Annotated in this window: 16 protein-coding genes and 1 tRNA gene; 7 read left to right on the top strand and 10 right to left on the bottom strand. The window is 65.7% G+C overall.

What is annotated here, in order from left to right; all coding sequences use genetic code 11:
- Nucleotides 1–62: 62 nt before the first annotated feature.
- Nucleotides 63–1,346 carry a cysteine--1-D-myo-inosityl 2-amino-2-deoxy-alpha-D-glucopyranoside ligase gene (gene mshC / locus AC1DH3_RS06180; protein WP_476892524.1) on the bottom strand — a complete coding sequence of 428 codons (1,284 nt, stop codon included), beginning with the start codon at nt 1,344–1,346 and terminating at the stop codon, nt 63–65.
- 15 nt (nt 1,347–1,361) lie between these two features.
- Entirely contained in the window at nt 1,362–2,195 is an 834-nt protein-coding gene (locus AC1DH3_RS06185; protein WP_476908820.1) for an undecaprenyl-diphosphate phosphatase, read from the bottom strand.
- A gap of 51 nt (nt 2,196–2,246) precedes the next feature.
- Here AC1DH3_RS06185 and AC1DH3_RS06190 point away from each other — a divergent pair, with 51 nt between their 5' ends.
- Together AC1DH3_RS06190 and AC1DH3_RS06195 are read left to right on the top strand one after the other, a co-directional pair.
- On the top strand, nt 2,247–3,182 hold the full coding sequence (locus AC1DH3_RS06190) for an aldo/keto reductase (RefSeq protein WP_476892525.1): 936 nt from the start codon (nt 2,247–2,249) through the stop codon (nt 3,180–3,182).
- A 62-nt stretch (nt 3,183–3,244) separates the two neighbouring features.
- Nucleotides 3,245–4,570, top strand: coding sequence for an alpha/beta hydrolase (locus AC1DH3_RS06195; protein WP_441417799.1), 1,326 nt, complete (start codon nt 3,245–3,247; stop codon nt 4,568–4,570).
- Nucleotides 4,571–4,669: 99 nt separating this feature from the next.
- Here AC1DH3_RS06195 and AC1DH3_RS06200 read toward each other — a convergent pair whose 3' ends face one another.
- A complete protein-coding gene (locus AC1DH3_RS06200; RefSeq protein ID WP_441417887.1) occupies nt 4,670–5,434 on the bottom strand; it encodes an SGNH/GDSL hydrolase family protein in 765 nt (254 codons plus the stop codon).
- A gap of 1,009 nt (nt 5,435–6,443) precedes the next feature.
- Here AC1DH3_RS06200 and AC1DH3_RS06205 point away from each other — a divergent pair.
- Nucleotides 6,444–7,442, top strand: coding sequence for an exo-alpha-sialidase (locus AC1DH3_RS06205; RefSeq protein WP_476892526.1), 999 nt, complete (start codon nt 6,444–6,446; stop codon nt 7,440–7,442).
- Here the strand turns inward: AC1DH3_RS06205 and AC1DH3_RS06210 are convergent.
- The 3 genes from AC1DH3_RS06210 to AC1DH3_RS06220 form a co-directional block, all read right to left on the bottom strand.
- Nucleotides 7,415–10,045, bottom strand: coding sequence for a bifunctional lysylphosphatidylglycerol flippase/synthetase MprF (locus AC1DH3_RS06210; protein ID WP_476908821.1), 2,631 nt, complete (start codon nt 10,043–10,045; stop codon nt 7,415–7,417). The genes AC1DH3_RS06205 and AC1DH3_RS06210 overlap by 28 nt on opposite strands.
- Before the next feature lie 281 nt (nt 10,046–10,326).
- Nucleotides 10,327–12,762 carry a bifunctional lysylphosphatidylglycerol flippase/synthetase MprF gene (locus AC1DH3_RS06215; RefSeq protein ID WP_476908822.1) on the bottom strand — a complete coding sequence of 812 codons (2,436 nt, stop codon included), beginning with the start codon at nt 12,760–12,762 and terminating at the stop codon, nt 10,327–10,329.
- 403 nt (nt 12,763–13,165) lie between these two features.
- A complete protein-coding gene (locus AC1DH3_RS06220) occupies nt 13,166–13,435 on the bottom strand; it encodes a hypothetical protein (RefSeq protein WP_175323663.1) in 270 nt (89 codons plus the stop codon).
- Nucleotides 13,436–13,474: 39 nt separating this feature from the next.
- On the opposite strand from AC1DH3_RS06220, the gene AC1DH3_RS06225 reads away from it, so the two are divergent.
- Nucleotides 13,475–13,708, top strand: coding sequence for a DUF5703 family protein (locus AC1DH3_RS06225; protein WP_476908823.1), 234 nt, complete (start codon nt 13,475–13,477; stop codon nt 13,706–13,708).
- A gap of 17 nt (nt 13,709–13,725) precedes the next feature.
- On the opposite strand, the gene AC1DH3_RS06230 is transcribed toward AC1DH3_RS06225, so the two are convergent.
- Nucleotides 13,726–14,886, bottom strand: a complete 1,161-nt coding sequence (locus AC1DH3_RS06230; RefSeq protein WP_476892529.1) for an acyl-CoA dehydrogenase family protein — start codon at nt 14,884–14,886, stop codon at nt 13,726–13,728.
- A 31-nt stretch (nt 14,887–14,917) separates the two neighbouring features.
- Nucleotides 14,918–16,222 (bottom strand): M20/M25/M40 family metallo-hydrolase, encoded by a 1,305-nt coding sequence (locus AC1DH3_RS06235; RefSeq protein ID WP_476908824.1) that lies wholly within the window; start codon nt 16,220–16,222, stop codon nt 14,918–14,920.
- Nucleotides 16,223–16,373: 151 nt separating this feature from the next.
- On the opposite strand from AC1DH3_RS06235, the gene AC1DH3_RS06240 reads away from it, so the two are divergent.
- A tRNA-Leu gene (locus AC1DH3_RS06240) sits at nt 16,374–16,456 on the top strand.
- Nucleotides 16,457–16,810: 354 nt separating this feature from the next.
- On the top strand, nt 16,811–17,479 hold the full coding sequence (locus AC1DH3_RS06245) for a hypothetical protein (protein ID WP_441417804.1): 669 nt from the start codon (nt 16,811–16,813) through the stop codon (nt 17,477–17,479).
- Between the two features lie 203 nt (nt 17,480–17,682).
- On the opposite strand, the gene AC1DH3_RS06250 is transcribed toward AC1DH3_RS06245, so the two are convergent.
- Complete coding sequence (locus AC1DH3_RS06250) at nt 17,683–23,664, bottom strand: PKD domain-containing protein (protein ID WP_476908825.1); 5,982 nt, start codon at nt 23,662–23,664, stop codon at nt 17,683–17,685.
- 675 nt (nt 23,665–24,339) lie between these two features.
- Here AC1DH3_RS06250 and AC1DH3_RS06255 point away from each other — a divergent pair.
- Nucleotides 24,340–25,302: an alkaline phosphatase family protein gene (locus AC1DH3_RS06255; RefSeq protein ID WP_441417806.1), complete on the top strand. Its 963-nt coding sequence runs from the start codon at nt 24,340–24,342 to the stop codon at nt 25,300–25,302.
- Between the two features lie 21 nt (nt 25,303–25,323).
- Here AC1DH3_RS06255 and AC1DH3_RS06260 read toward each other — a convergent pair whose 3' ends face one another.
- A complete protein-coding gene (locus AC1DH3_RS06260) occupies nt 25,324–25,740 on the bottom strand; it encodes a serine acetyltransferase (RefSeq protein ID WP_441417807.1) in 417 nt (138 codons plus the stop codon).
- Nucleotides 25,741–25,811 lie beyond the last annotated feature (71 nt).

The following is a 25,811-nucleotide window of genomic DNA, read 5'->3' on the forward strand; positions in this document are numbered from 1 at the left end:
GCCGGAATCCGGGTGTCGCCAGCGTTTTTTTGCGTCGCCGGCCTTTTGGCGGTTCGTGAGGTCTAGAGTTCGACGCCGAGCAGTGCGTCGACGGCGTCGCCCACCAGTGCAGCGTCAGCCGCGGAACCAGTACCCGCTCCGGCTGCCAGCGCTGCAGACGCCCATGCGTCCACGGCCTCGAGGGCGTGCGGGGCGTTGAGGTCGTCAGAGAGCGCGGCCCGCATCTCTGCGAGGAGCGGCCCGGCAGAACCCGCCGGTGCGAGTTCGACGGCGGCACGCCAGGTCCGGAGCCGGTCCTTGGCCTCGGTGAAGCCCTCATCCGTCCAGGACCAGTCGCTGCGGTAGTGGTGGGCCAGGATTGCCAGCCGGATCGCGGCAGGGTCTTCGCCGGCGGCGCGCAGCTTGGAGACGAGCACGAGGTTGCCCTTGGACTTGCTCATCTTTTCGCCGTCGAGTCCCACCATGCCGGCGTGCGCGAAGTGCTTGGCCAGCGGCACCCCGGTCAGGGAGTAGGCATGGCCGGCTCCCATTTCGTGGTGCGGGAAGACCAGGTCGGACCCGCCGCCCTGCACGGTGAACGGAGCGGGCAGGTATTTCTGCGCAATGACGGTACATTCGATGTGCCAGCCGGGGCGCCCCTCCCCCAGTTCGCCGCCGGGCCAGCTGGGTTCGCCGTCACGGGCCACGCGCCAGAGCAGCGGATCAAGCGCCTGGCGTTTCCCGGCCCGGCCGGGGTCGCCGCCGCGCTCGGCGAAGAGTTCAAGCATCTCGGCATCGGACAGGCCCGAGATGGATCCCAGCGTCCACGCGTCCTGCGCTTCGGCCGAGTGCTTTCCGGCCGCCTCGACGTCGTAGTAGACATCTCCGTCGGGCTCGCCGGGGGTGCCGGACACCCGGTAGGCCAGGCCGCGCTGCACGAGCGACTCGATAGCCGGGACGATCAGCGGGATGGCCTCCACGGCGCCCACGTAGTTATCCGGCGCCAGCACGTTCAGGGCTTCCATGTCGGTCTGGAACAGCTCAATCTGGCTGGCGGCGAGTTCCCGCCAGTCCACCCCGGTGGCAGTCGCGCGCTCCAGCAGGGGGTCGTCGACGTCGGTCACGTTCTGGACATAGGCGACCTGCTGGCGGCCGTCACGCCACGCCCGGTTGAGCAGGTCAAAGGCCACGTAACTCGCCGCGTGGCCCATGTGGGTGGCGTCATACGGGGTGATCCCGCAGACGTACATGGACTGCTCCCCCGTCGCTTCAAGGGTGGCGAGGCCGCCCTTGGCGGTATCGAAAAGACGCAGCGCGGGCATGCTGCCCGGCAGCTGGGGAACAGGGCGGGAGATCCAGGATTTCACACCCCAAGCCTAGTGCTAGGCGCTGATGACATTGAAACCGAGCAACAGGTACAGCGCGAGGCCCAGCAAAATGCGGTACCAGACGAAGAGCCGGTAGCTGCGGGTGGAGACGTACCTGAGGAACCAGCCGATGATCACGTAGCCCACCACGAAGGCGATCGCGGTGGCGAGGGCGGTTTCGGGCAGGCCGTAAGGGCCGGTGATGCCGTCCTTCGAGACCACCTTGTAGAGCTGGTACAGGCCGCTGCCGAAGACGGCGGGGATTGCGAGCAGGAAGGAGTAGCGGGCGGCGGCCTCACGGGTGTACCCCATGAGCAGGCCGGCCGTGATCGTGCCGCCGGAGCGTGACACCCCGGGGATCAGCGCCATCGCCTGGGCGAGGCCATAGAAAATGCCGTGCTTGTAGCTGAGCTTGGTGAGGTCACGTTCCTGGCGGCCGACGGCGTCCGCCACGGCGAGGATCATGCCGAAGACGATCAGGGTGGTGGCGACGATCCAGAGGCTGCGGAGCACCGATTCGATCTGGTCCTGGAAGAGCAAGCCAAGGACGATGATCGGCAGGCTGCCCAGAATCACGAGCCAGCCCATCCGTGCGTCCGGATCCTGCCGTGAGACCTCGCCAGTCAGCGAGCCGAACCAGGCCTTGACGATCCGCACAATGTCCCGCCAGAAGTAGACGATCACCGCCGTCTCGGTACCCAGCTGGGTGATGGCGGTGAAAGCCGCGCCAGGGTCCGCGGCGTTGGGCAGGAACGCCCCCACGATCCGCAGATGGGCGCTCGAGGAAATCGGGAGGAATTCTGTCAGTCCCTGCACAAGGCCCAGAAAGGCCGCTTCTAACCAGTTCACGTTTATAGACCCTACGTTATGGAGGTTCCGAAGCATCGTAAGCTTGCAGGCATGCAGCAGCGTTATGTCGGCAACAGTGGGTTGCGTGTCTCGTCCCTTTCCCTTGGCACCATGTCGTGGGCCGGTGAGACCGATGAACAGGATGCCGCCGGACTGCTTCGTGCTTTCGTCGACGGCGGCGGCACGCTGATCGACACGGCCGCGTCCTACGCCGGCGGCGGGGCCGAGGTCCTGCTGGGCGGCATGCTGGGCGACGTCGTGGCCCGCTCCGAAGTGGTGATCTCCACTAAAGCCGGGTTGACGACCTCGGGAGGCCGGCGCAGCGTGGACACCTCGCGCAACGGCATGCTGTCCGGCCTTGACGCGAGCCTGGCCCGACTCGGCACCGACTATGTGGATATCTGGTTCGCCCAGGTTTGGGATCCGAACGTTCCGCTGGAGGAGACCCTTTCCGCCTTGGAATTCGCAGTCCGCTCCGGCCGGGCACGCTACGCCGGTGTCTCCAACTTCAACGGCTGGCAGACCGCCAAGGCCGCCGCGGTGGCTGACTTCCCGCTGGTTGCCTGCCAGGCCGAGTACTCGCTGCTGCAGCGAAAGCCCGAAGCCGAGCTGATCCCGGCAATCGAAGACGCCGGGCTTGGCCTGATGGCGTGGGGCGCGCTGGGGCGCGGGGTGCTGACCGGCAAGTACCGCGGTCATATTCCCTCCGATTCGCGGGCCGCACACCACAAGCTGGCCGGCTACGTGGAGCCCTACCTTGAAGGGATCGCCTCCAGCGTCGTAGAGGCCGTGGCGATGGCGGCCAAGGGTCTGGGCCGGACCGCGCTGGACGTGTCCCTGAGCTGGTTGCTCTCACAGCACGGCGTGGCCACCGCGTTGGTGGGTGCCCGGACGCCGGTCCAGTTGAAGGAGATCATGGATGCGGTGCTGACGCCGTTGCCGCCGGAGATTGCCGCAGCGTTGGAGGATGTCTCCAGCCCGGCCTGATCCGGGGTAGCTTTTCGGTTGTTTCCGGGCGGATTCCCGGTTTTGAGCCTTAGTCTTAGGCCATGAACCTGCAGAACCTCGCTATTACTACTGGCGTCGTGCCCGTGGTTCTCTACATTCTGGCCGCCGCGGCCCTCATCTGGCTTATTTGGGGTCGGCGGCGCCATCTGTCCCGCTGGGTGCCGGCCGCAGTACTGGCCGCCGGCCTCCTGAGCGCCATTATTTGGGTGTTGTGCGAGCCGGTGTGGAACTTGTGGGGGTCCCCGCTGCCTAAGCGTGTCTATGCCTACGCGGGCCTCGGTATCCTCGCCTTGCTCCTTGTGGTGCCCAAGATCCGGGACCTCCGTCGGCTGCCGGCGCGCATCGCCGTGTTGCCGGCGGCGCTGGTCGTTGTCCTGGCGTCGGGATCGCTGATCAACCAGAACTTCGAGTACTACCCCACCCTGGGATCGGTCTTCGGAGACACCGGCGTCAAGATGGAAACCTTGGATCAGTTCAAGAGCCAGGAACGAGGAGACCCGGTGCCGGACGTCAAGCCGAGCGAGCCGCCCACCACGCTGGCCGACTGGACGCCGCCGGAGAATATGCCGGATCAGGGAACAGTCGTCCGGGCCTTCATCCCGGCTCCGATCTCCCACGAGGTGTCCTCAACGGCCTTTGTATACCTTCCCCCGGCGTATCTCGCCGCACCGCGGGCGGATCTCCCGGTGCTGGTTCTGATCCACGGGGTCCCGGGCGAACCGGTGGATTGGCTTCGGAACGGCAGGATTGCCGAGTTCATGGACGAGTACGCATCCGAACACAAGGGGCTGGCGCCGATCATCGTGATGCCCGACGCCGGGGCAAAGTGGGCCAACTACCCGCCGCTGTGTATGAACACCAAACAGGGCCAGGCCGGACGTTACCTGAGCGAGGACGTGCCTAACTGGGTCAAGGCCACTTTCGGAGCCGGCAGGCACTCCAGCCGCCAGTGGGCCATCGGAGGGTTCTCCTACGGCGGGACCTGCGCCATGCAGCTGGCCATGAACTACCCAGAGGTCTATCCCACGTTCATCGACAGCTCGGGTGAGAACCAGCCGACGATTCGGCAGGGCCACCAAGTGCTCCTGCAGCAGTACTTCGGCGGCAGCGCAGCCGAGTTCAAGAAGCAGAACGCGCTCGACGTCATCAAGACACGCAAGTACCCGGACACCGCCGGCATCGTCACCGTCGGCGCCGGCGATCCGTTCTTCCGGGCCCAGGGAGTCCAGGTCTACCAGGCGATGAAGAAAGCCGGCATCAATGTCCAGTTCCAGGAGGCGCCCGGCGGACACGCTTGGACGGCCTGGAAGTACGGGTTGGAAAATAACATGGACTGGCTGATGGGCCGCCTTGGGGTTACGGGCTAAGCTTCCGGCGCGGCGTCGAAAGATCGATCCAGCGGTGCGGCGTAGACTCCGGCCGACGGCCTTCCCAAGGAGCAGGCACAGGCATGCGCTTCCGATAAGTTATCCCGGAAGATTGCCGAAAATGATCTTCTCCATATTTTTCTGGAGGTAGTGCTGGCCCCGCACACTGGGGTGGTCGCCGTCCGGTCCGATCAGCTCTCCTGCCCGCCCCATGATCCACTGCTCCTGGATAGGGTCGACAAAGACGGCGTCTGCAGCCGTTGCGGCGGCGCGGGCCTGATCACGAACCTGGAGCCGGGCAGATTCCGGCTCGTCGGTATAGGAGGGTGGCCCTACCAGCACGACTCTGGCGTCCGGGGCCTTAGCCCGGATCTCAGTAATAGTGGCGGCGACGGCCTCTTTCAACTGGACGCCGCTGGTTCCCATGTCGTTCTCCGACCCGAAAACGAGGACCAGCCGCGTCTTCTTCTGAACGCTTGCGTCGACTTGGGACAGGAAGGTGCTGCCCCCGTCCCCGCTGCGCACATAGCCGCTCCCGTCCGTTGCGGCGTTGACGATCGAGAGAGGATGCAGTCCTCCCCTGGTGTCATCCTGCAGCAGCTTCGGCCACGCCATGTCCGGGCTCGTTCCGTGACCAGTGCTGAGCGAGTCACCGATGATCACTACCTGAGCTGTCGACGGACGCTTTGTGCCGGATTCCGATGCCGAGGGCAGCGTGGAGCCGGACGCCTGGTCCGCCCCGGGGAAGGCCGCGGGCGCGGCAGCCGCGGCACTGACTCCGATTGATCCGAGCGCCAGGAGGATGAGGGCTTTTCGCCGTGAGGTTGGTTTCAAGAAGCTGTCCTGCAAACGTGAGGCGGTCATGACCAAGGGCCCACGATATCAGCACGGGAAATCGTCGGCGGAAATCGGCGTGGCTTTTACCTTGTGGAGTCACCCGCGTCCCGGCCGGTCGAGCCGAGTTCGGGATGGAGATGTGTGATGCCGTCCGGGCGTAGCGTCCCAATCTCCTGGAGACGCGATCCTTTTCCGTTGGCCTCTAGACAGCGATGGCCGTCCTCTGTACGTTGTGGGATCCCCAGCTTCCTCTGCTGATGGAAAACGAGGAACTGAAAGACCATGAACAGCCGTGGACAGTTGCACCCTCTAAGGCGCGCAGGGACAACATTCGCAAAACTCACCGCCTGCATCCTTAGTGCCGTCGTGCTCGCCACCTGCGACCATTGCGTTCCCGGCAGCGGGATCGAGGAAGGCGATAACGCTACCGCCGGCCACTTCAGCGCTCAAGTCCTCGCGTCCAACGGCGACAGCGCCATCGACCCCGTCCTCGGTAGGTCCTACCGCATCGTCGGGCTAGCGAGTCCAGGCAACGGCGTCGTTCTCGCTGCATACGACGGCCGCCCGGATGGTGGCGACTCGCCCGCGCCCAACTCAATCATCCAGAGGCGCAGCACCGATGGCGGGAAGACCTGGGGTGCGCCAACATTCATTGCGCGCGGTCAGGTCGCCGGGCCTGGCGTCCCGCGTTATGGCTTCAGCGACCCCAGCTACGTCGTGGACCGGCAAACCGGCACGATCTTCAATTTCCACGTCTACTCGAAGGACGCGGGCTTCGGCAGCAGCAGACTCGGTAACAACGACGCCGACAGGCGTGTCATCAGTTCCGAGGTCTCCGTCTCGACCGACGGCGGCCAGACCTGGTCAACGGAGCCGGCGAACCGGCCAGCGCTGCCGATGACGTCCTCCTACGCCCCGGACTCCAGGTACTCGGCCTTCGCAGGGCCCCTCATCACGAGCGCTGTGAAGCCGGTGGGAACCACGGTCAACGGGGTGGCCAACGTGGGCGGCATCGTCGGTCAGTTCGCATCCTCAGGTGAGGGAATACAACTCCAGTACGGGCCCCCACAAGGGCCGGCTCATTCAGCAGTTTGCCGGCAAGATCATCCAGGCGGACGGCTCGAAGCGGATCCAGGCCTACTCTGTCTACTCCGATGACCATGGCAGGAGCTGGCATATGGGAAAACCAGCGGGCAACAAGATGAACGAGAACAAAGTCGTCGAGCTATCCAACGGCGACGTGATGCTCAACTCCCGTGACAATGCAGGCGGCGGCGGTAGGCGGGTCGCGGTTTCGCACGACGGCGGCGAGACCTACGGCGCCGTCACCTATAACACCACGCTCACCGACCCACGCAACAACGGTTCGATCACGCGTATGTTCCCGGACGCGCCCGAGGGCTCGGCCGATGCACGGAAGCTCCTCTTCTCCAACGCCGACCACCCTCCGTTCGCCCGCAGGGACGGCACGATCCGCTATTCGTGCGACGACGGGGCGACCTGGAGTACTTCACGTGCTTTCGCGCCCGGCCTGCCAACTAGCTACTCAACCGTGACAGCACTCGGGAACGGGCAGTTCGGTGTCCTCTATGAGGGTACGAATGACGCAATCACCTTCAACACGTTCGACGCCCGGTGGCTCGGGCCGTTGTGCGGGACCCTCTCGGCCGACGCCGTTGCCGTGCCGCCCGGCGGCTCGGCCGATCTCACCTTGACCGTGACGAACCGCGGTGACCAAGCTTTCTCGCGCGGCACTCTCTCCTTGTCGCTTCGCGCCGGCTGGACCGCGACGGAGGCGACCGTTCCAGACCTCCCTGCCGGACAGTCCGCGACCGTAACCGTCCGCGTGACCGCACCGGTCACGGCGAGGGGCAAGACCACCAAGGGCCACGCCGAGTTCACCACTGCAGAAGGACACATGGACGCTAAGGTCCCCGTATCGGTCACCCGGCATCCCGGGCCAAGGCCGGAAAAACGGCCAGGCATCTGGACAGATCAGAAGCCGGGTCACTTCTTCATGGCAATCTCGCCATAACTCGCGGGCCTGCGCGCAGGCTGAGGGCCGGTGATATCACGGATCAGCCGCGCCGTATGGCGCACAGACCAGTTAGGCAGGTACGCCTCGGCAAGGGCGCGGCCGATCAGCGGCAGCGCCAACGGATCCTGGTACAGGATGAAGAGGGTCCGGTGCTGGGGCTGGAAGCGTTGCTTGAAGGCCGCCAAGGACCGGAATCCGTAGACCGGCTCAAGCACGTCGCCGAGCCAGCGCAGGACGCGGCCCGCCGTCCCGCCGTCGTCCGCCACTGTGGCGCCTTTGCCGGGCAGCCCGGCCCCCGCAGAAGGAAAGACTTCCGCCTGGCGGGGCACCAGCGCCGTCGCGGGAACCAAAGGTGAACCGGACAACGAAATCTCGGCCATGCTGTCCTTAAAGTGGAGCACCGCCGATGCGATCAGGAACTCCATGACACCGTTAAAACAGTCCTCGCGGCGCCTCATGAAATCCAGGGTGCGGCTGACCACTTCCCCGTTGCGGAAGACCGGCAGCCAGCTGGTGACACCGAGGACCGCGCCCTCAGGATCTACGGCGAGGCAGAGCAGCACATGGTCGTCCTTGAGTTGCTCCACACCCCCGACGGTGAAACCCATTTCCGGGAGTGCCCGGGAGTAGGCCCACCGCTCCGAAATATCGTGGACCTGGCTCCGCAGTCCGTCAGGGAGCCCGCTGTAGACGCCCCAGTGGGCAGTAATTCCGAGCCTTCGGGCTTTATTCATGGCGGTGCGGACGCTTTGCCACTCCCTGCCGCGGAAATCGATTCCAGTCAAGGGAAGCACCGTCTCCTGGGCTACCTCCATGCCCCTGAAGCCCAGCGACCTGAGTTCTGCCCAGTGGGCGTCGGCGACGGAGTACCAACACGGCGTCAGGGACTGCTCGGCACAGTACCCCGTGAATTCGCGGACGGCGTCGGCGAAGTCGCACTCCCTCCCGAACGGACCTCCTGCCGTCAGGGCGATGCCGTGATGCAGTTGGTAGGCGATTCCCACCGTTCCCGCACGGTTAAACCAGTAGCTGTTGTTGGGCCACAACGCCATCCAGGACAGCGAGCCGCCGCCCTGGAACACCAGGCGCCGGGCCAGGGAGCGGTTATCGTCTACCCGGTGGTCCCAGAGACGCCGCTTGGTAAAGATGACCAGGACGGCGACCAGGCAGATCAGCCAAAAAGCTGCTCCGCCGTAACTGAAAATCAACGACGACCAATAACCGCGAGGGTGCACCGAGACGGAATACTTGAAGGAAAAGGGATACGGCAGGAACATCCGAGGCAGGGTTGTTCCCAACGACAGGAGACCGGCGCGGTGCCGGTTGTTTCCCTCTGCGAACCACGCGAGGACGTAGAGGGCGACAAATGCGGCAAAGATGCCGGGCACCAAGACCAGTGCGCGGCGTCCGAGCGCGGGATCCGTGTCCACGGGAAAATGGCGCCGGTTGAAAAACAGCGCGGCGGCGATCAGCAGTGGCACCAGTACCACCGGCAGGATCTCCACGATGCCCGAGTCGACAGGAATCCTGCGGCTCCCGTTCCTGACGTAGACGCCAAAGTGGGCAAATAGCTGTAGGTAGATAGCAGAGAGCACGCCGACGGCGAGATGGGCAACCGTGGCTATCCACAACGCTACCCGGCTCCCCCGGCGCAGCCCCTCCGCGCATGCCAGCAGCAGGAGCAAGGGAACCACGGAGAGGGCAGCGCCGCCGGGGCCGTGCAAGCCGGGACTGTGCATGATCTGGGAGCAGCCCGCATTCACGGCTGCGGCGCAGTCGCTCTGGAGCTCGCCCAGAGTGGGCACCGGATTGACAATCAGGTTCCGGAGAGCGGCAAGGGGGCCGATAGGCGACTGGGACAGCCCGGCCAGCACCGGGCCGGCGGCGAATACTGCCACGGTCATGGCCAGCGTCGAGCGAACGTCGCGGCCGGTCCACACCGCGCCCGGCGGGTATAAAACATTCGCGCGCGAAGCGGCGCCGTTCGCGGCACGTCGGGTGGTGGCCTTGGCTGCGGCTCTGGACCTGACTCTGGCAGCGGCCCAGCCGCTTGCCAGGCCGCTGAGCACCCCCAAAAATGCGAGCACGATCTGGGGGTGACCTACGTACAGCAGGAGCATGATGGTCACGGCAAGGCCGAGTGACCGCAGGCGGCGACGCCACAAGGGGCTGATTCCGGGACTCGCAGCCATTACGGCAGCCAGGGAGCCGGCGAACGGACCCGCCAGGGCCGGGTGCTGCATGGAGCTCAGCCAGCTGCTGCCGAGCTCGTCGCCGGCCGCCACACTCCCGACGAACAGGAAGACGGCTGCCAGGTGGCCGGCCACCAAGGCGGCCAAAGCCCGGCCGCTTCCCAGCGTGGTTTCGGCAAACCCGACACACAGGAGAAGCACCACAGTGGCCAGGACATAGGACGCAACGCCGCCGGGAAACAGCAGGCTGGCAAGAGCGGGTCCCCATTCACCCCGTGTCAGGGTGTCGGGGCCGATCGCAACGAACGGACCGAGCGCCTGCGGGGGGCCGGAAACCAGGGATCCCGTGGCGGCTCCGGCGGACCACAAGAGAACGATCAGCAGCCAGGTCAGCGGTATTCGACGCAAGCCGTACCGCGGCAGCGGCTGGGCCCGATGTGCTCCTGCCTGCCGCTTCACACGTCCGTCGGGGCGGACCGGTGTGCTGCTCGTAGGCTTCATGTCACCCGTCACTTCCAGTGCGGCAGCGTAGCCCGGCTCAGCGGCACGGCTACGGCACGCCTGAAGCATATTCCCCTTCGGGCGGCACTTCGGGAGTAGGCAATACTCACTTTTTGGTGCGGATGTACAGGGCGCCACTCAGGTGCTACGTGGATGCTACGCTCCGGCGGCTGCTTCGGCCGCGGCGCTCATCCGATGACGCCCCGCAGCAGCCTGGCCGTGTGCCGGATGGACATGGTGGGCATGTAGGCCTCGGTCAGCGCGCGTCCAATAACCGGCAACGCCAGAGGGTCGTGATACATCATGTACAGCGTGCGGTGCCGCGGGTGGAAGCGCTGTTTGAAGGCAGCGAGCGACCGGAAACCGTACGCCGGTTCCAAGGCCCCGCCCAGCCAGTCCAGGAAGCGGCCGACCGCGGCGCCGTCGGACGGCTCGCGCGCCGGATCACCACGTGGTACCGGCGCCAGAGGCGACCCGGACAGGGAAATTTCCTCCATCGTTCCGTCAAAATGCAGTACGGCCGAGGCAATCAGGAATTCCATCACGCCCTTGAAGCCGTCCGGACTCCGCCGCATGAAATCGAGCGTCCGGCCGGTGACGACGCCGGCTGTGAACACCGGAAGCCAGCTGGTGACGCCGTGGACCTTGCCGGCATCATCCACGGCCAGGCACAGCAACACGTTTTCGTCCTTGAGTTCCTCAACGCCGCCCAGCGTGAATCCCATTTCCGGCAACGTCTTCTCGGAAACCCACTCTTCCGAGATTTCGTGGACCTGAGTCCGCAGTGGTCCGGACAGCTCGCCGTAGGTACTCCACCGGGCCTCGACGGAGAGCCTCCGGGCTTTGTTGAGGGCGGTGCGGACCCCCTGCCATTCCTTGCCCTTGAACTCAATGTTGCCCAGCGGCAGCAGGGTCTCCTCGGCCACCCGCACGCGGCTGAATCCGAGCCCGCGCAGCAGGTTCCAGTGTTCATCGGTGACGGAATACCAGCACGGTGAAAGCGACTGCTCGGCGCAGAAGGCGGTGAACCCCTCAACGGCCCTCTCGAAGTCGGCGGACGCGCCGAATGGTCCGCCCACCGTCAAGGCCACGTTGTAGTGGAGCTGGTAGGCGACACCGACGGTCTCCGCCTCGTTGAACCAGTACCGGTTGTTGGGCCAGAGTGCCATCCAGGACAGCGATCCGCCGCCCTGGCGCACCAGCCGTCGGGCCAGCGAGATCCCGCTGTCTGCGCGGAGGTCCCGGAGCTTGCGGCTGACGAACATGGCGAGGATGCTCATCAGGCAGACGAGCCAGAACACGGCGCCGCCGTAGCTGAAGATCAGCGGCGACCATACGCCGTGCGGGTACACCGACACGGAATACCGGAAGGAAAAAGGGTAGGGAAGGAACATCCTCGGCAGGGTGGCCAGAAGGGCCAGCAGGCCGGCCCGGTGGTGGTAGTTATCCTCGGCAAACCATGCCACCACATAGCCCGTGACGAAAACCGCGAAGACGCCGGCCAGCAGGATAAGTGACCGACGCCCCAGAACCGGATCGGCGTCGACGTTGAAGTGCCGCCGCGCCGCAAACAGCGCGGCGGCTATGAGCAGAGGCACCAGCACAACCGGGAGGACCTCCGCGATCCCCGAGTCCACCGAGAGCACCCGCGACCCGCTCCGCACGGATGTCCCGAACTGGGCGAAGAGCTGCAGGTAGATGGCCGAAAGGACGCCGATCACCAGATGGACGGAAATTGCCACCCAGAGGGCAGCCCGGTTTCCCCGGCGCAGCCCTTCCGCGCACACCAGCAGCAGCACGAGGGGCACCAGGGACAGGGCCTCACCGCCAGGGCCGCGCAACCCGGGGCTGTGGATGATCTGGAGGCAGGAAAGGTCGACGGCGGCCGAGCAGCTCGCCTGGAGATCGTTGATGGTGGGGATCGGGTTGACAATCAGGTTCCTGAGCACCGCGAGCGGCCCCGAGGGTGCCTTCGCCAGGCTGGCAAGGACCGGGCCCGCCGCGAAGACGGCGACGACCATTGACAGCAGTGCCCTGACTTCGCGGCTCGTGGAGCGGATGTAGTGGGCGGAGCCGTGCCGGCCGCCAATCAGGGCGCCGATCCCGAGTCCGCATGCCACACCGAGCACGCTGTCCAGGTTTTGCGGATGCCCGATATATAGCAGGAGCATTACGGTTACGGCGATGCTGACGGATCGGATCCTCCGGCGCCAGAGGGCGCTGATCCGCGGACTCGCCGCCAGGACGGCGGCCAGCGACCCGGCAAACGGCCCCATTGGGCCCGGATGGCGGAGTGTGGACAGCCATTCGCTGCCCATGACCGTTCCGAGCTGGACCACCGCAAAGTACAACAGCAGTGCGCCGAGGTGCCCGACGACGAACGCCACCGCGGTCCGGCCAACGCCAATTGTTACTTCGGCCAGACCGACGCACCCCAGGACGACGGCGGTCGCCAATACGTAGGAAGCAAAAGGGCCGGGGAAGAACACGGAGGTGAACATGGACAACCACTGGCCGCCCATCAGCTGATCCGGACCTGCCGAGACGGCCGCGCCCAGCGGCGCCGGTGGCCCTGACGACACCGAGCCTGTGACAAGTCCGACCGTCCACAACAGCACAGCCATGGCCAGCGCCAAGGGGATCCTGATGATGCTCCGGCCGAGCCGCCTTAGCAACCGGCCCGGGAGGCTCCGCCGGACGGTCGACCAGCGCGCAGGGGAACGGGCCGGGGCGTCTGCGTCAGCGCGGTCGGTCGAGGGGACTTCGTCAACGCCGGCCTCCGACAGGCCGACGCTGCGCCGTGGTGCAGGCAACAACAACCTCCGACATCGGGCCAACCCGGGACATAGAACGTCTTAGGGCGTTGCGAGCCTTTGCGGACTCGAACAGCGTCCCGAGGACTGTCCACAGAGTACGCCCGTAAGCTGGGGAGATCCGGGGAATTGCAGCTCTAGGGATGCTATGGCTCCGCGCGGCCGCCAGGGAGCGGGAGGGGGCGCCGGCGTCGTTCCGAACGTGGCTTGGCTGCTAGTTGTCCTGCAGGAGTTCGAGATCTTCCTCGTCGTCGACGTCTTCGCTTTCGTCCTCGTCATCTTCTTCGTCGATGACCTCAAGGGGCGTCACTTCGCCATACGCTTCATAGAGGGAGTCGTCGTAGACTTCAAAAGCATCGGCGACGGCGAAGAAGGCCGCTTCGACCGCGGGATCCCCGTCTCCCCGCCGCGCCGCGGCAGCGGCCAGGTGTTCTTCGAGGGCGGCGGTTAGGGACTGAAGCGCGACACGCGGATCGATGCTCATGACTTCACGTTAGCCCGAAAAAGACGAAAATGGAGAGCAATGAAGGAACATTTTCTGAGCAGCTCGGTCCGTCGGGAGCGGGACTACGCACGTCAGTACGAGTACCTCGTGCTGACGGTCAGCTCTGAGGATTCGCTGCCCGAGGCCCGCCGTATCCTCGCCGCACACTCCGAGTACGGCAAATGGGAACTCGAGCGCAGCGTCCTCTATGTCGGCGGCGGACGCCGCTTCTGGCTCCGCCGGAAGGTCATCCAGGTCCAACGGACCGTGTAGGCCGCGCTGGCGATCGTCTAGGACTCCAGCGGGCCAAGCCAGGCGTTGGCCACGGTATTGTGCGCTGACTCGTCGTCGGACGGATGGAACATTCCGGCCAGCACGTCCCGGTAGAGCCGTTCAAGCTCGGAACCACGGAAATAGCTCGAACCGCCGGAAACCCTGATCGCCAGATCCACGACGGTGCGCGCGGTCTCGGTGGCGCGCACCTTAACCCCGACGAGCTTCGGGAACCACTGGTGGCCGTGGTCCGCGAGGGCATCGACGTCGGACGCCACGGTGGCGAGTTGCGGGTAGAGCGCGTCCATCGCCATCGCCGCTTCCGCGACCTTCCAACGGATGTCGGGATCCTGGGCGTAGCTGCGGCCCCCGTTCTTGAACGAGGTGCGGCGCTTGACCGCCTCGACGCCGAGTTGCAGCGCCCGCTCACCGATCCCCGTATAGACCGCCGCCAGGAGGGTCTCGAAGCAGGCGAAAATGGCGAAGATCAGCGGATCTGCGTTCGGGCCTACGGGGAGCTTGCGGAAGACCCGCTCCGGCGGCACCACGGCGCCCTCCAGCACCGTGGTGTTGGACTGGCTGGCCCGCATTCCCAGGGTGTCCCAGTCGGGCAGGATTTGGTAGCCCGGGGTCTCACGGTCAATGAAGCCGTGCACCAGTTCGCCCTCGCCGCCGCGCGCCGCAGCGTCCTTGCCGAAAATTCCCAGCCGGGTCCAGGCCGGAGAGAGGCTGGTGAAGATCTTCCGCCCGGTAAAGCCGTAGCTTCCGTCCGGCAGCGGCGTCGCCTCGGTCCTCGAGTCGAAGAGCACGGAATCGTTGCCCGCTTCGGAATTGCCGAACGCGAAGATCTCGCCCTCCGCCGCCTCCTGCAGGACGAAGTCCAGCGAGGAGTCGCCCCGTGCGGCCAGGACGTGCGCGACGCCGGTCCACACCAGGTGCATATTAATCGCCAGCGCGGTGGCCGGGGCTGCCGTGGCCAGCCGCCGCTGCAGCTGTGCTGCCCCGGCGAGCCCCAGGCCCAGGCCGCCGTCGGACACGGGGACGAAGATCTTCAGGTAGCCGACGTCCGCAAGCTCGCGGAGGTCCTCAGTGAAGAACGCGTTGTCCCGGTCATAGCCGGCCGCGCGGGCGCGGATTCGCTCCAGCAGGGCGTCGGGCAGGATGTCTTCGGGCGTCATGTCTGTGGGGGCCATTCCTGTGAGGTGCCTCTCAGTAGTTGCTCAGGAGGGTGTTCAGCACGCGGGAGCCGAACTTCAGCGAGTCGGCCGGAACCCGCTCGTCCACTCCGTGGAACATGCCGGTAAAGTCCAGCTCGTCCGGGAGCATAAGCGGCGCGAAGCCGTACCCGGTGATGCCGAGCCGGCTCAGGGCCTTGTTGTCAGTGCCGCCGGAGAGCGTGTACGGCAGGACCTTCGCGCCGGGGTCCTCGGAGTGCAGCGCGTCGATCATAGAGTCCACCAGGTTGCCGGCGAACGGGACTTCGAGCGAGACGTCCTGGTGGACGTAGCTGACGTCCACGCCGGTGCCCGCCAGTTCGCGGACGATCTCGAGGACCTGTTCCTGCTGGCCGGGCAGCGTCCGGCAGTCCACCAGGGCTTCGGCCGATTCAGGGATGACATTGTGCTTGTAGCCGCCCTTGAGCAGGGTGGGGTTGGTGGTGTTCTGCAGGGTGGCGCCGACAAAGCGGGCAACGGTGCCGAGCTCCTTGAGGATCTTGTCCGGGTCGTGGGGGTCGAATTCGACGCCGGTGAGTTCCGTCACACCGTCGAGGAACTGCCGGGTGGTGGGTGTCAGCTCCACCGGCCACCGGTACTCGCCGATCCGTGAAACGGCGCTGGCGAGCCGGGTCACCGCGTTGTCGGTGTTGATCTGGGAGCCGTGGCCGGCGCGGCCGTGGGCCACCAGCCGCAGCCAGGAGAGGCCCTTCTCCGCGGTCTGCAGCAGGTAGGTGCGCTGGCCCCCGATCGTGGCCGAGAATCCGCCGACTTCGGAGATCGCCTCGGTGGCGCCCTCGAAAAGTTCGGGCCGGTGTTCAACGGCGTAGCCGGCGCCGTACTTGCCGCCGGCCTCCTCGTCGGCGAAGAAAGCGAAGATCAGGTCGCGCTTGGGCTTACGGCCGGTGCGGGCGAAATCCCGCAGGACGGAGAGGATCATGGCGTCCATGTCCTTCATGTCCACGGCGCCGCGGCCCCAGATCAGGCCGTCGTTGAGTTCGCCCCCGAACGGGTCAACGGACCACTGCTCGCGCAGCGCCGGAACGACGTCGAGGTGGCCGTGGACCACCAGGGCGCTGGCCGAGGGGTCCTCGCCCGCCATCCGGGTGACTACGCTGGCGCGGCCCGGCGCCGATTCGAAGATTTCGGCGTCCAGCCCGACCTCGGTGATGAGGCCGGCGGTGTACTCCGCTGCGGCCCGCTCCCCCGGCCCTGAACCATCACCGTAGTTGGACGTGTCGATCCGGATCAGTTCCTGGCAGATCCGGACAACCTCATCTTCGGGCCGAACGTCAGTCATATCGCTCCTCGTGGCAGTGGCTGTGTATTGGCTTCAGCCTACCCACTGGCCCCGATTATTTGTTTCCGGAATCTTCGTGCTAGAGTCTTTCTCGCTGCTTCCGAGAAAAGCAAAACGCTGAAAGGCGAAATTGTTCCCGGAAATACCACCTGCGCGGGTGGCGGAATGGCAGACGCGCTAGCTTGAGGTGCTAGTCCTCGAAAGGGGGTGGGGGTTCAAGTCCCCCTCCGCGCACATGGGAAAACCCCTGGAATCCACGGATTCCAGGGGTTTTTTTGTGCTTAAAAAGCTGTCCACTGGCAAGGGGGCCCGAGGATGCATGGCGAGGCGTCCACCCGACCAGGGAAACGCCCGCTGGCTCGGGCGCATTTGTCGTCAGAAACCGGCGCGGACACCGGCAGGCGACGAAGGCGTTTGCCAACGCCGTCGAGGCGAAGCCGCGGATAGATTCCCGACCGCCGTCGACCAGTCCCGGCTATAGTCAGCACCACTGGCTGTGTACGATACTGGTCATTGCCTGAGCCGTGGCAGAGCTCCGATGACGCCGAAGGTCTCGGCGAATGTGGCGATTATCGAGGGAGAGCAAACATGTCCGAACCCGGTCAGGCTCCGAGAGCCAGACGGCGCACCACCGGCATCGTAGTCGCCGCCGTCGCGCTGGCGTCCCTGGTGGTTCTGCTGATTGTCACGCAAGCCAGCCCCAGTGCGGGCCGGCCCGACGCTCAGGGCAGTTCTTCGCAGGCTGGTGCGCTCCCGACGGCGTCCGGTTCTGCCGCTGCGGCCGCCAAGCCTTCGGCAGACCCGTCGGCCAGCGCTACACCCGCCGTTGCTGTTCCGGCCCCGGTGGCGGCGTCGGTGGCGAAGAACGCTGCCGCGTATGTGGGCAGGACGGCCGCGGTGCTAGCCAAGGTGACCCCGCCGTCCAAGGCCGAGCTTTCCGCGGTGGCCACCGGCTCCGCCTACGACTCCCTGATGGCAAGAACCACCGAGTTCGAGGCCAACGGCTGGCACCTCGAGGGCAAACCGAAAGTAGTGTCAACTAAGGTGGTCCGCTACCAGCCGAGCGCAAAGCCGCCGACCGTCACCCTCAACGTGTGTATCGATTCCTCGGCTGTTTCCGTGCTGACGAAGGCCGGAGTGACGGTCCAGAAAGGCAGCGCCAAGGACCGGTCCTTGAACGTCATGACGCTGGTGCAGTCCCCGATGCGGACCTGGCTCGTCAGTGAAGTGACCTTCCCGGACAACCCGGCTTGCTGATTCCCTGAGCCGTCCGACGGCGGAGCACCCTGCCCTGCGGCAGCCCACGCGGTCCAAGCTGACCGACCGTACGCTCAACCCCCGGGCAGTCCGGGACGGCGACACACTCCCCCAGCCGCGCAGAAAAGGACCCGCCGGCCGCTGATACAGCAGCCGACGGGTCCATCTGGTGCTCATAGCGGGGCGTGATCCCCCGCTGCGGCTCAGGGCTGTTTGGTCATCGTGGCCTTGAGATCGAAGCTGACATCTGGTGTAGAGCGGTAGTTCAGATGGGTTTCCACCGCGATGGTGTTGATGCCTGCCACCAGCACGGACAGCGGCACGTCGATGGACAGCGGCGCCGCGTTGGCTTTGGCTGTGCTGATCGCGGTTGACGCGTACGTTGAGAACGTCACCGGCCCGGCCGGCATATTCTGCCGGGCAACCTCCGTTCCGTTGACGTACACCACCACCCCGTCGTCAGCCACGGTGTTCAGCGTCAGCTTCGAGACCTTGGTGAGGTTGTCCACATTGAACTGATTGAGGAAGTAGGCTGCCAGCGGCCGGCTGCTGGTCGGCGGCGGCACATCGATGTTCGTTCCCAGGCCTGTTGAGCCGAACCCGAGAACCGCATTGCCGATCTTCCACGAGGAGGCATCAAACCCGTTGTTCTTCCACGCGGCATCCGGCGCCGTTGAGGCGTAGCGCCAGCTCCAGGGAGACTTCGCCGGCACCACGGCCACATCCACCGGCCCCGTCACCGAGGTGACTGTCACCGGAGCCGTTGCCACACCGGTTGCGCCCTTGTTATCCGTAGCCGTGAGCGTGACCGTGTACGTCCCAGCGGCGGCATAGGTGTGCGTGGCCGTGATACCTGTCCCGGTGGTGTTGTCACCATAATTCCAGGCATACGATGCCACCGTCCCGTCAGGATCGGCCGACGTGGACCCGTCCAGCGCAACCCCCAGTCCCGAAACCGTCGAGGTGAATTTGGCGACCGGGGCCTGGTTCGGCACCGTCCCGCCGACCGTTGCAGTGGCGTTCAGGTCGAAGCTGATGTCGGCCGTAGCGCGGTAGTTCAGGTGCGTCTCGACGGCGATCGTGTTGGCACCGTTCCGAAGCAGGACCACCGGCACATCCATCGTCACCGGGCTGGCCGCGGCCACCGAGGTGCGAGGTGCGCTCGATGCGTAGGTATTGAACGTCACGGTGCCGGCAGGCATATTGCTCCTGCCCACCTCGGTTCCGTTGACGTACACCACCACGCCGTCGTCGGCCACCGTCTTAAGCGTCAGCTTGGAAACGCTGGCTGCGTTATCCACCGTGAACGTCTTGATGAAGTAGGCAGCAAGCGGTCGCGTGCTGGTTCCGGTGCTGACGTCGACATTAGTACCCAGGCCCGTGGAGCCGAAGCCCAGGACGCCGTTTCCGGTCTTCCAGGACGAGGCGTCGAAGCCTTGTCCCTTCCAGCCGGTGGGAGGCGCGGTGGCTTCGTAGCGCCAGCTCCATGCGGATTTGGCCGGAACAGCAACCACGTCCACCGGTGCCGGCGCCGTCACGGTCACCTGGTCCGTCTTCTCACCCGTCGCGCTCTGGTTGTCGGTCACGGTGAGTTTCACCGTGTAGGTTCCGGCAGCCGCATACGTGTGGGTCGCCGTCGCACCCTGACCATTGGACCCGTCTCCGAAGTCCCAGGCGTAGGAGTCAACCGTGCCATCCGAATCCGAGGAGCCGGACCCGTCCACCGTGATGCCCAGATCCTTCACCGTCGAAGTGAACGATGCCACCGGCACCTTATTCACCGGCGGAGCCGTCACGGTCACCTGGTCCGTCTTCTCACCCGTCGCGCTCTGGTTGTCGGTCACGGTGAGCTTCACCGTGTAGGTTCCGGCAGCCGCATACGTGTGGGTCGCCGTCGCACCCTGACCAWTGGACCCGTCTCCGAAGTCCCAGGCGTAGGAGTCAACCGTGCCATCCGAATCCGAGGAGCCGGACCCGTCCACCGTGATGCCCAGATCCTTCACCGTCGAAGTGAACGATGCCACCGGCACCTTATTCACCGGCGGCACGGTGGTGCCGAGTTCGTGGTGCTTGGCCACTCGCGCCGCCGTCAGTGCCGACGGGTAGACGGCAGCCTCGTCGAGGGTGCCGGCGAAGAACGAACTGCTGGAACCCCAGGTCGTATCGCCGCCGATCCGCCAGTAGCCCGTGTAGTCCTGGGCCGCCGTCTGCGGATTGGTTCCCACCTCGGCACCGTCCACGTAGAGGACCATGCCGTTGGAAGACTGCGTGGCCACCACCGAGTGCCACAGCCCGTCGTTGTAGGCAGCAGGCGTGGTGATCGTATTCATTTGACCTGTCCACGTTCCGAACACCAAATGGCCGTCATCCTGCATGTACACATGCCGGTCGTAATTGTCCGAGGTTCCCGTCGCGCGATTTCCGAACCCGATCAGCTTCCCGCCCCGGGTGGTGGTGGTGTTGAACCAAACCTCCAGGGAGTAGGTTGACGGATTCGTGAAGGAGCTGCGGCTGGCGACCAGGCCGGAGTTGCCGTCAAAGGTGGCCGCGGTGCTTGCCCCTCCCGCCAGCGCCCCGGCAGCTCCCAGGGTGACGCCGCCCGAGTAGTCTCCGGCGCTGCCGGCCGGGCTGGAGTCCTGCGCGGTGGTGCCGTCGCTTTCACCCACCCGGTAGTACAGCGTGGGGTTATCGCCGTAGATGGCGGCCCCGTAGGCATCCGCCGGTGCTGGCCGCGTGATCGCCACCGGGTGGCTGACGGAGGATGTCAGTCCAAGGTCGTCGGTCAGGGTCAGTGTGACCTGGTAGGTGCCGGCCGAGGGAAAGGCGTGGGTGGTGGTTACGCCCGTGCCTGTCGTGCCGTCGCCGAAGTCCCACGCGTAGCTGGCGATGCTGCCATCATCGGTGGAGCCGGAGGCGTCCAGAGCCGCCGAGTCCGCGCTGACCGCAGAGCTGAAGGACGCTGCCGGAGCCAGGTTGCCGCCGCCGAGGTGGTAGTGCTGGGCCACCTTTGCCGCCGTCAGTGCCGCCGGATAGACGGCCGCCTCATCGAGGGTTCCGGCGAAGAACGGGCTGCTGGAACCCCAGGTCGTGTCGCCGCCGATCCGCCAGTACCCGGCGAAGGGCTGGGCCTGGGTTTGCGGATTCGTCCCCACTCTCGCACCGTCCACGTAAAGGGCCATGCCGTCGGAGGACTGCGTGGCCGCCATCAGGTGCCACTTGCCGTCGTTGTAGGCGACGGGGCTGGTAATGGTGTTCGGCTGGCCAGTCCAGGTGCCGAACACCAGCCGGCCGTCGTCCTGCATGTACACGTGCCGGTCATAGTTGTTGGAGGTTCCGGTTGCTTGGTCCCCGAAGCCGATCAGCTTGCCGCCCTGGGTGGTGGTGGTGTTGAACCACAGCTCCAGTGAGTAGGTGCTGGGGTTGTCGTAGCTCTTTTGGCTGGCCACCAGGCCGGATGTGCCGTCAAAGGTGGCGGCGGTGTCCGGCAGGCCCGGCAGTCCCCCGGCGGAGCCGAGGGCCACGCCGCCCGAATACGTCCCCGGGCTATCCGAGCTGCCTGAATCCGCCGCGGTGGTGCCGCTGCCGTCGCCCAACCGGTAGTAGAGTGTGGGATTCTCACCGTAAACGGCAGCTCCGTAGGCATCCTTCGGGGCAGGCTGCACAATCGTCAGCGTCTTCGTCAGGCCCGCTCGTTCGCCGCCGTTGTCGGTGACCACCAAACGGACCTGGTAGGTCCCGGCTGCGGCGTAGGTGTGGCTGACGGTGGCGCCGGATCCGGTGGTGCCGTCGCCGAAGTTCCAGGCATAGTCGGCAATACTCCCGTTGTCGGTTGAAGCCGAGGCGTCGAAGGTTTCGATCCAGCCGTCGGCGGCGGAGGTGAAGGCGGCCACGGGCGAGGGATTTCCACCGCTGGTGACCACCGCCGGCGAGCTGGCGGAAAGGTTGCCGGCGGCGTCCACCGCCCGCACGAAGAACCGGTTTTCCCCGCCCTTCGGGACGGTCATGCTCGTCCCGGTGGTGGTGGCGACAACGCGGTCGTTACGCAGGATCTGGTAGGAAACGCTGCCGCTGTTGTCCGTAGCGGCGCCCCACGTCAGCTTCACCGTCGTGGATCCGTCCGACGACGGCGTCACGTTGGCTGGGGTGGTAGGGGCGGTCGCGTCCGTCTGCGGGAATCGCGCGAAGCCTCCCGCCCACCTCGACACCGAAGTTCGCGTTGCCGCGGTGGCTATGTCTCCTCCTGCCCACAAGGTGCCATTGCTGTCCACCACGGACGCCCACACACCTTCCGCCTTCTTGGCACAGGTGATGGTCGGGCTGAAGGTGGGGACAATCTGGCCGGTCCCCGCGTCCCACGCGCCGATATAGCTGAAGGCGTCGGCTTCGGTCCAGCCGGTTCCCACGTCCGGCCAGGTGAACGCGTTGGAATAGTTCCAGTCGTGGCCGTGCGAGCCGGCGTAGAGCATGCCGGTCGGGCTCGACGTCATCGTCTGGAAATCGCCGTGGTTCTTGCCAATGTTGCCCGAAAGCCGATCAAACGTCGAAGGGGAGAAACTGAAGAGCCCGTGCTCCGAGCCGCCAACCCAGACACGGTCACCGACGGCCCCCACGGTCTGCTGGTAATCCTTGGGGGCACTCCAGACCGGGTTCCACGCCGGGGTGGCCAACGGGGCGCCGGCAACGGTCTGCACGGCGGCAGCCCTGCGCGCAGTCATCCCATTGGCGTTGGAAAAGAAACCTGCGGCATAGACCCGGCTCCCGTCCGCGGACGGCGAGATGCCCATGACAGTCCCGTCCATGTTGGGGTTCCAGTCCGGGTCCGGTGTGCCGTCGGCCAGTGACACGCGGCCCAGGTCCCGCGCATAGGTGACCGCGGTCGGCTGGCTTCCTCCGCCGAGGTGGGTAAAAGCACCGCCCAGATAGAGCCACTTCCCGTTGACGGCCATATCCGTCACCCTCATGACGTCCCCTACGATGCGGTCCTCCACTACCGCCGACCAGTTCGTCGCCGTGGCACCTGTTGTGGGGTTGAGTGTCACGAGGGAGGGCGACGGTGCGCCGTTCACGGTGGTGAATGTGCCCCCGGCCACGACGTTGCCATTGGGCAGCACTGCGAGGGACATCACGGAGCCGTCAAACTTCGGGGCGAATCCAGGCAGCAGTTGGCCGGTAGTGACGTCGAATGCCGCCAGGAACGCCTGGGGGACCTTATCCGCCCCGGTGGAATTGGCGGTGCGCTGGACGGCGGTGAAGTTGCCGCCCACGTACATCGTGTTGCCGCTCTGGACGAACGCCTGTGACAGCACGTCGCCTTCGCGCTTCGGGGTCACCGGATCGGCCAGGCCCCAGGGGCTGTCCAGCGCCAAGGACGCCGCGACCGGCGCATTCGTTTTCACGGCGCTGCCGTTGTCACCGATGCGCGTGAACCCCGCGTCCAGGGAGGTAAATTGGGGACGGAGATACATCTCCGTGTAGGGACGGGCGGAGCCCTGCCCGTCCGTGGCCGACCACAGGTAGCTGGTGCTGCTGCTGGTGCCCGCGACTGTCGGGCCATAGGAGAAGCCCTGGGTGTAGCCCTGTGCCTGGTCCGTCAGCGAATTCGTGTAGATCCGCTGGTAAGCATCGTCGGCCCCGAAGTTGGACGTCAGCCCTCCGCCGCCGCGCACGCCGTTGAAGGAATACCAGGCCACCTGGTGCTCCGCGCTGAACGTCCAGACCCAGCGGTCTTGCTTGTTCGTATTGAAGCGGGCTTCCTGCCACTGCGTTCCGTCCGCATTCATGGCTCGTTTGAGCCGGATACCGTCGGCCAGGGCGTCCGGACGTCCGCCGTTGAGTAGAGCCTCCACCACAGTGGCCGAGTACTGCGTCGTCGCTGACGACATAGGGCTCAGTCCGGCAGTGCGCAGCGCCGACGGCGAGCCTTTCCCGTTGTTGTTGACTACCCAGCCTTCCCGGCCCTTGCCGACCAGGACCCAGCCGCCGCCGTCGGTGGTCATGTCGCAGTAGAACTGGGCGGGGGCATCCATGGCCGGCGTCAGCAGCCAATAGGTGCCGTCCGCGGCTGCGGGGTTGTCCTGCTTGATCTCCCAGCAGGAGGCCGCGGCCGTCGCTGCCGTCGATCCATTCCGCACCACCACCGGCGCCGCCGAGGCCGGTGACGGATTGGCCACCAGGGTCGAGAACACTATTGAAGCAATGGCCAGCGGGCCAACAATTTTTGAAACAGCGCGCGCCCTCGACACAGGGAGCCCCCTTAGAAAGAGACCGGAATGCGCCAGGAAGAGGCGCATGCTTGAAGACCAGGCACTCCTCAGAGTCGAAGAGTGAAGCAAGAGTATGACGCCGTGACCGCTAAAAGTAAGGCGGATTAAGGCATCCGGCTACCCGAATCCTGTCCGTCGCTACCCGTCAAATCTGCTGCACTACTCGCCCCCGGCGCGGCGCTACCCGAGCGGGGCGAAGGGGAGCCGGCAGGTCGCCTCCGGATGCCGTCCGGGCCGCCATGAAGGCGTTACTACCTATAGACCGGTCCGCACGCTGGTGCTAGTTGTAGAGCCAACAAAGCCGCAGCATCAGCTGACAGAGGGAATGGAAACAATATGAGGCCGCACCGCAGTACCTCCGCCCGAACCCGCCGCCGGCAGTCCGGCATGGCGACGCTGCCGGCCACAGCAGCCGCCGGCAGGGCCCTTGGCGGACGGGCAGGTAGCGGACGGGCACTTGCTGGCGCGGCACTTGCTGGAGTGGCTGCGTTGGCCCTGGCATCCCTTCTGGCGGGGTGCGGCGGCAAACCGGCCGGGTCCGAACCGGGAGCGGGCGGCACCCCCGCGGCCATGGCGGCGGCGACCAAGCCGGCTCACGTGTTTGTCATCAACTTGGAAAACACCAGCTACGACCGGGCGTGGGGCGCGGAATCGCAGGCGCCGTACCTGTCGCAGACGCTGCGGCAGCAAGGCGTTCTCCTGACGTCGTATTATGCCGTGGCGCCGAGTTCGCTGCCGAACTACATAGCGCAGATCTCGGGACAGGGCCCCAACCCCAAGACCATGCATGACTGTGCCGTTTACCACGAATTTACTCAGACCGGCACGGCGTCCTACGGCCAGCTTGCCGGCTTCGGCTGCCTCTACCCGGATAGTGTGCCCACCGTTGCAGGGCAGCTGAGCTCAGCGGGGCTGTCGTGGAAGGGTTACATGGAGGACATGGGCACCGCGTGTCGGCACCCTAAACTGAACGCCGCAGACACCACCAAGACGCCCAGGATCGGCGACCAGTACGCCACCCGACATAATCCGTTCGTGTACTTTGCTGCGATCACCGATTCCCCCGATTGCGCCAAGAACGTCGTGGACCTGACCGGGCTGACCGCGGATCTGAAAGCGGTGGAAACCACCCCTAATCTGTCCTACATCACGCCCAACACGTGCAACGACGGACACGATTCCCCCTGCGTCGACGGGGTGGCAGGCGGTCTGGCCACGGCTGATGCATGGTTGAAGAAGTGGGTTCCGGCGATCACCTCCTCCCCTGCTTTTATGGCGGACGGGATGCTGGTCATCACCTTCGATGAGGGCGACAAGGAGGAAGGGGAGAACATCGATCGGGGGGCCCCGCTGCAGGCAGTCTTCGGTGCGGGAGGGGGGAAGGTTGGTGCCCTGGTGATCTCGCCCTTCGTGCGTCCCAATACCTCGTCCGACACTCTCTACAACCACTACAGCCTGCTTGCCAGTATCGAGGACACGTTCTCCCTGCCGCATCTTGGTATGGCGGGGGTTTCCGGATTGAACCACTTCGGCACCGACGTCTATAGCGCCACCCGATAGCCGCGGAGTGCGGACGGCCGCTCAGGCGGGGGTTGTGTCCGCCGAAACAGCCAGCGGCGGCCGCAGCACCGACGGGTTCCCTATCGCCATATACCCCGGTGGCACGTCCTTGGTCACCAGGGCGCCGGCTGCAATCCGGGCCCCTTTGCCGATTCGGATGCCGCCGACGATGATTGCCCCGGCACCGATCTCGACATCGTCTTCGATCACCGGGCACGGACCGGCGGCACCCTTGTTGCCGATGGTGACGTTCTGCCGGATGCCGACATTGTTGCCGATGACGGTCCGGTCATTGATGACCACGCCGACGCCGTGGTAGACGCGCACGCCGGAACCGACCTTGGTGCGCCAGGGAATCTCGACGCCCAGCACCCACTCCACCAGCAGCCTGTACGCCGCGCCGATGACGACGGCATGCGGCCGGGGGCGTCTATCCAATGGCTTGCGGCTTGCGTGCGCAATCCGGTAAAGAACCATGACGAACTGGCCCTTGGATTGGCCACGGTTTG

It is taken from the genome of Arthrobacter sp. 05L428, assembly GCF_056397665.1.

Bases quoted from the DNA above. Each gene is read 5' to 3' on its own strand.
- AC1DH3_RS06190 (WP_476892525.1), top strand. From the start codon at position 2,247: ATGCAGCAGCGTTATGTCGGCAACAGTGGGTTGCGTGTCTCGTCCCTT.
- AC1DH3_RS06195 (WP_441417799.1), top strand. From the start codon at position 3,245: ATGAACCTGCAGAACCTCGCTATTACTACTGGCGTCGTGCCCGTGGTT.
- AC1DH3_RS06200 (WP_441417887.1), bottom strand. From the start codon at position 5,434: ATGACCGCCTCACGTTTGCAGGACAGCTTCTTGAAACCAACCTCACGG.
- AC1DH3_RS06215 (WP_476908822.1), bottom strand. From the start codon at position 12,762: ATGGCTGTGCTGTTGTGGACGGTCGGACTTGTCACAGGCTCGGTGTCG.
- AC1DH3_RS06220 (WP_175323663.1), bottom strand. From the start codon at position 13,435: ATGAGCATCGATCCGCGTGTCGCGCTTCAGTCCCTAACCGCCGCCCTC.
- AC1DH3_RS06225 (WP_476908823.1), top strand. From the start codon at position 13,475: ATGAAGGAACATTTTCTGAGCAGCTCGGTCCGTCGGGAGCGGGACTAC.
- AC1DH3_RS06230 (WP_476892529.1), bottom strand. From the start codon at position 14,886: ATGACGCCCGAAGACATCCTGCCCGACGCCCTGCTGGAGCGAATCCGC.
- AC1DH3_RS06235 (WP_476908824.1), bottom strand. From the start codon at position 16,222: ATGACTGACGTTCGGCCCGAAGATGAGGTTGTCCGGATCTGCCAGGAA.
- AC1DH3_RS06245 (WP_441417804.1), top strand. From the start codon at position 16,811: ATGTCCGAACCCGGTCAGGCTCCGAGAGCCAGACGGCGCACCACCGGC.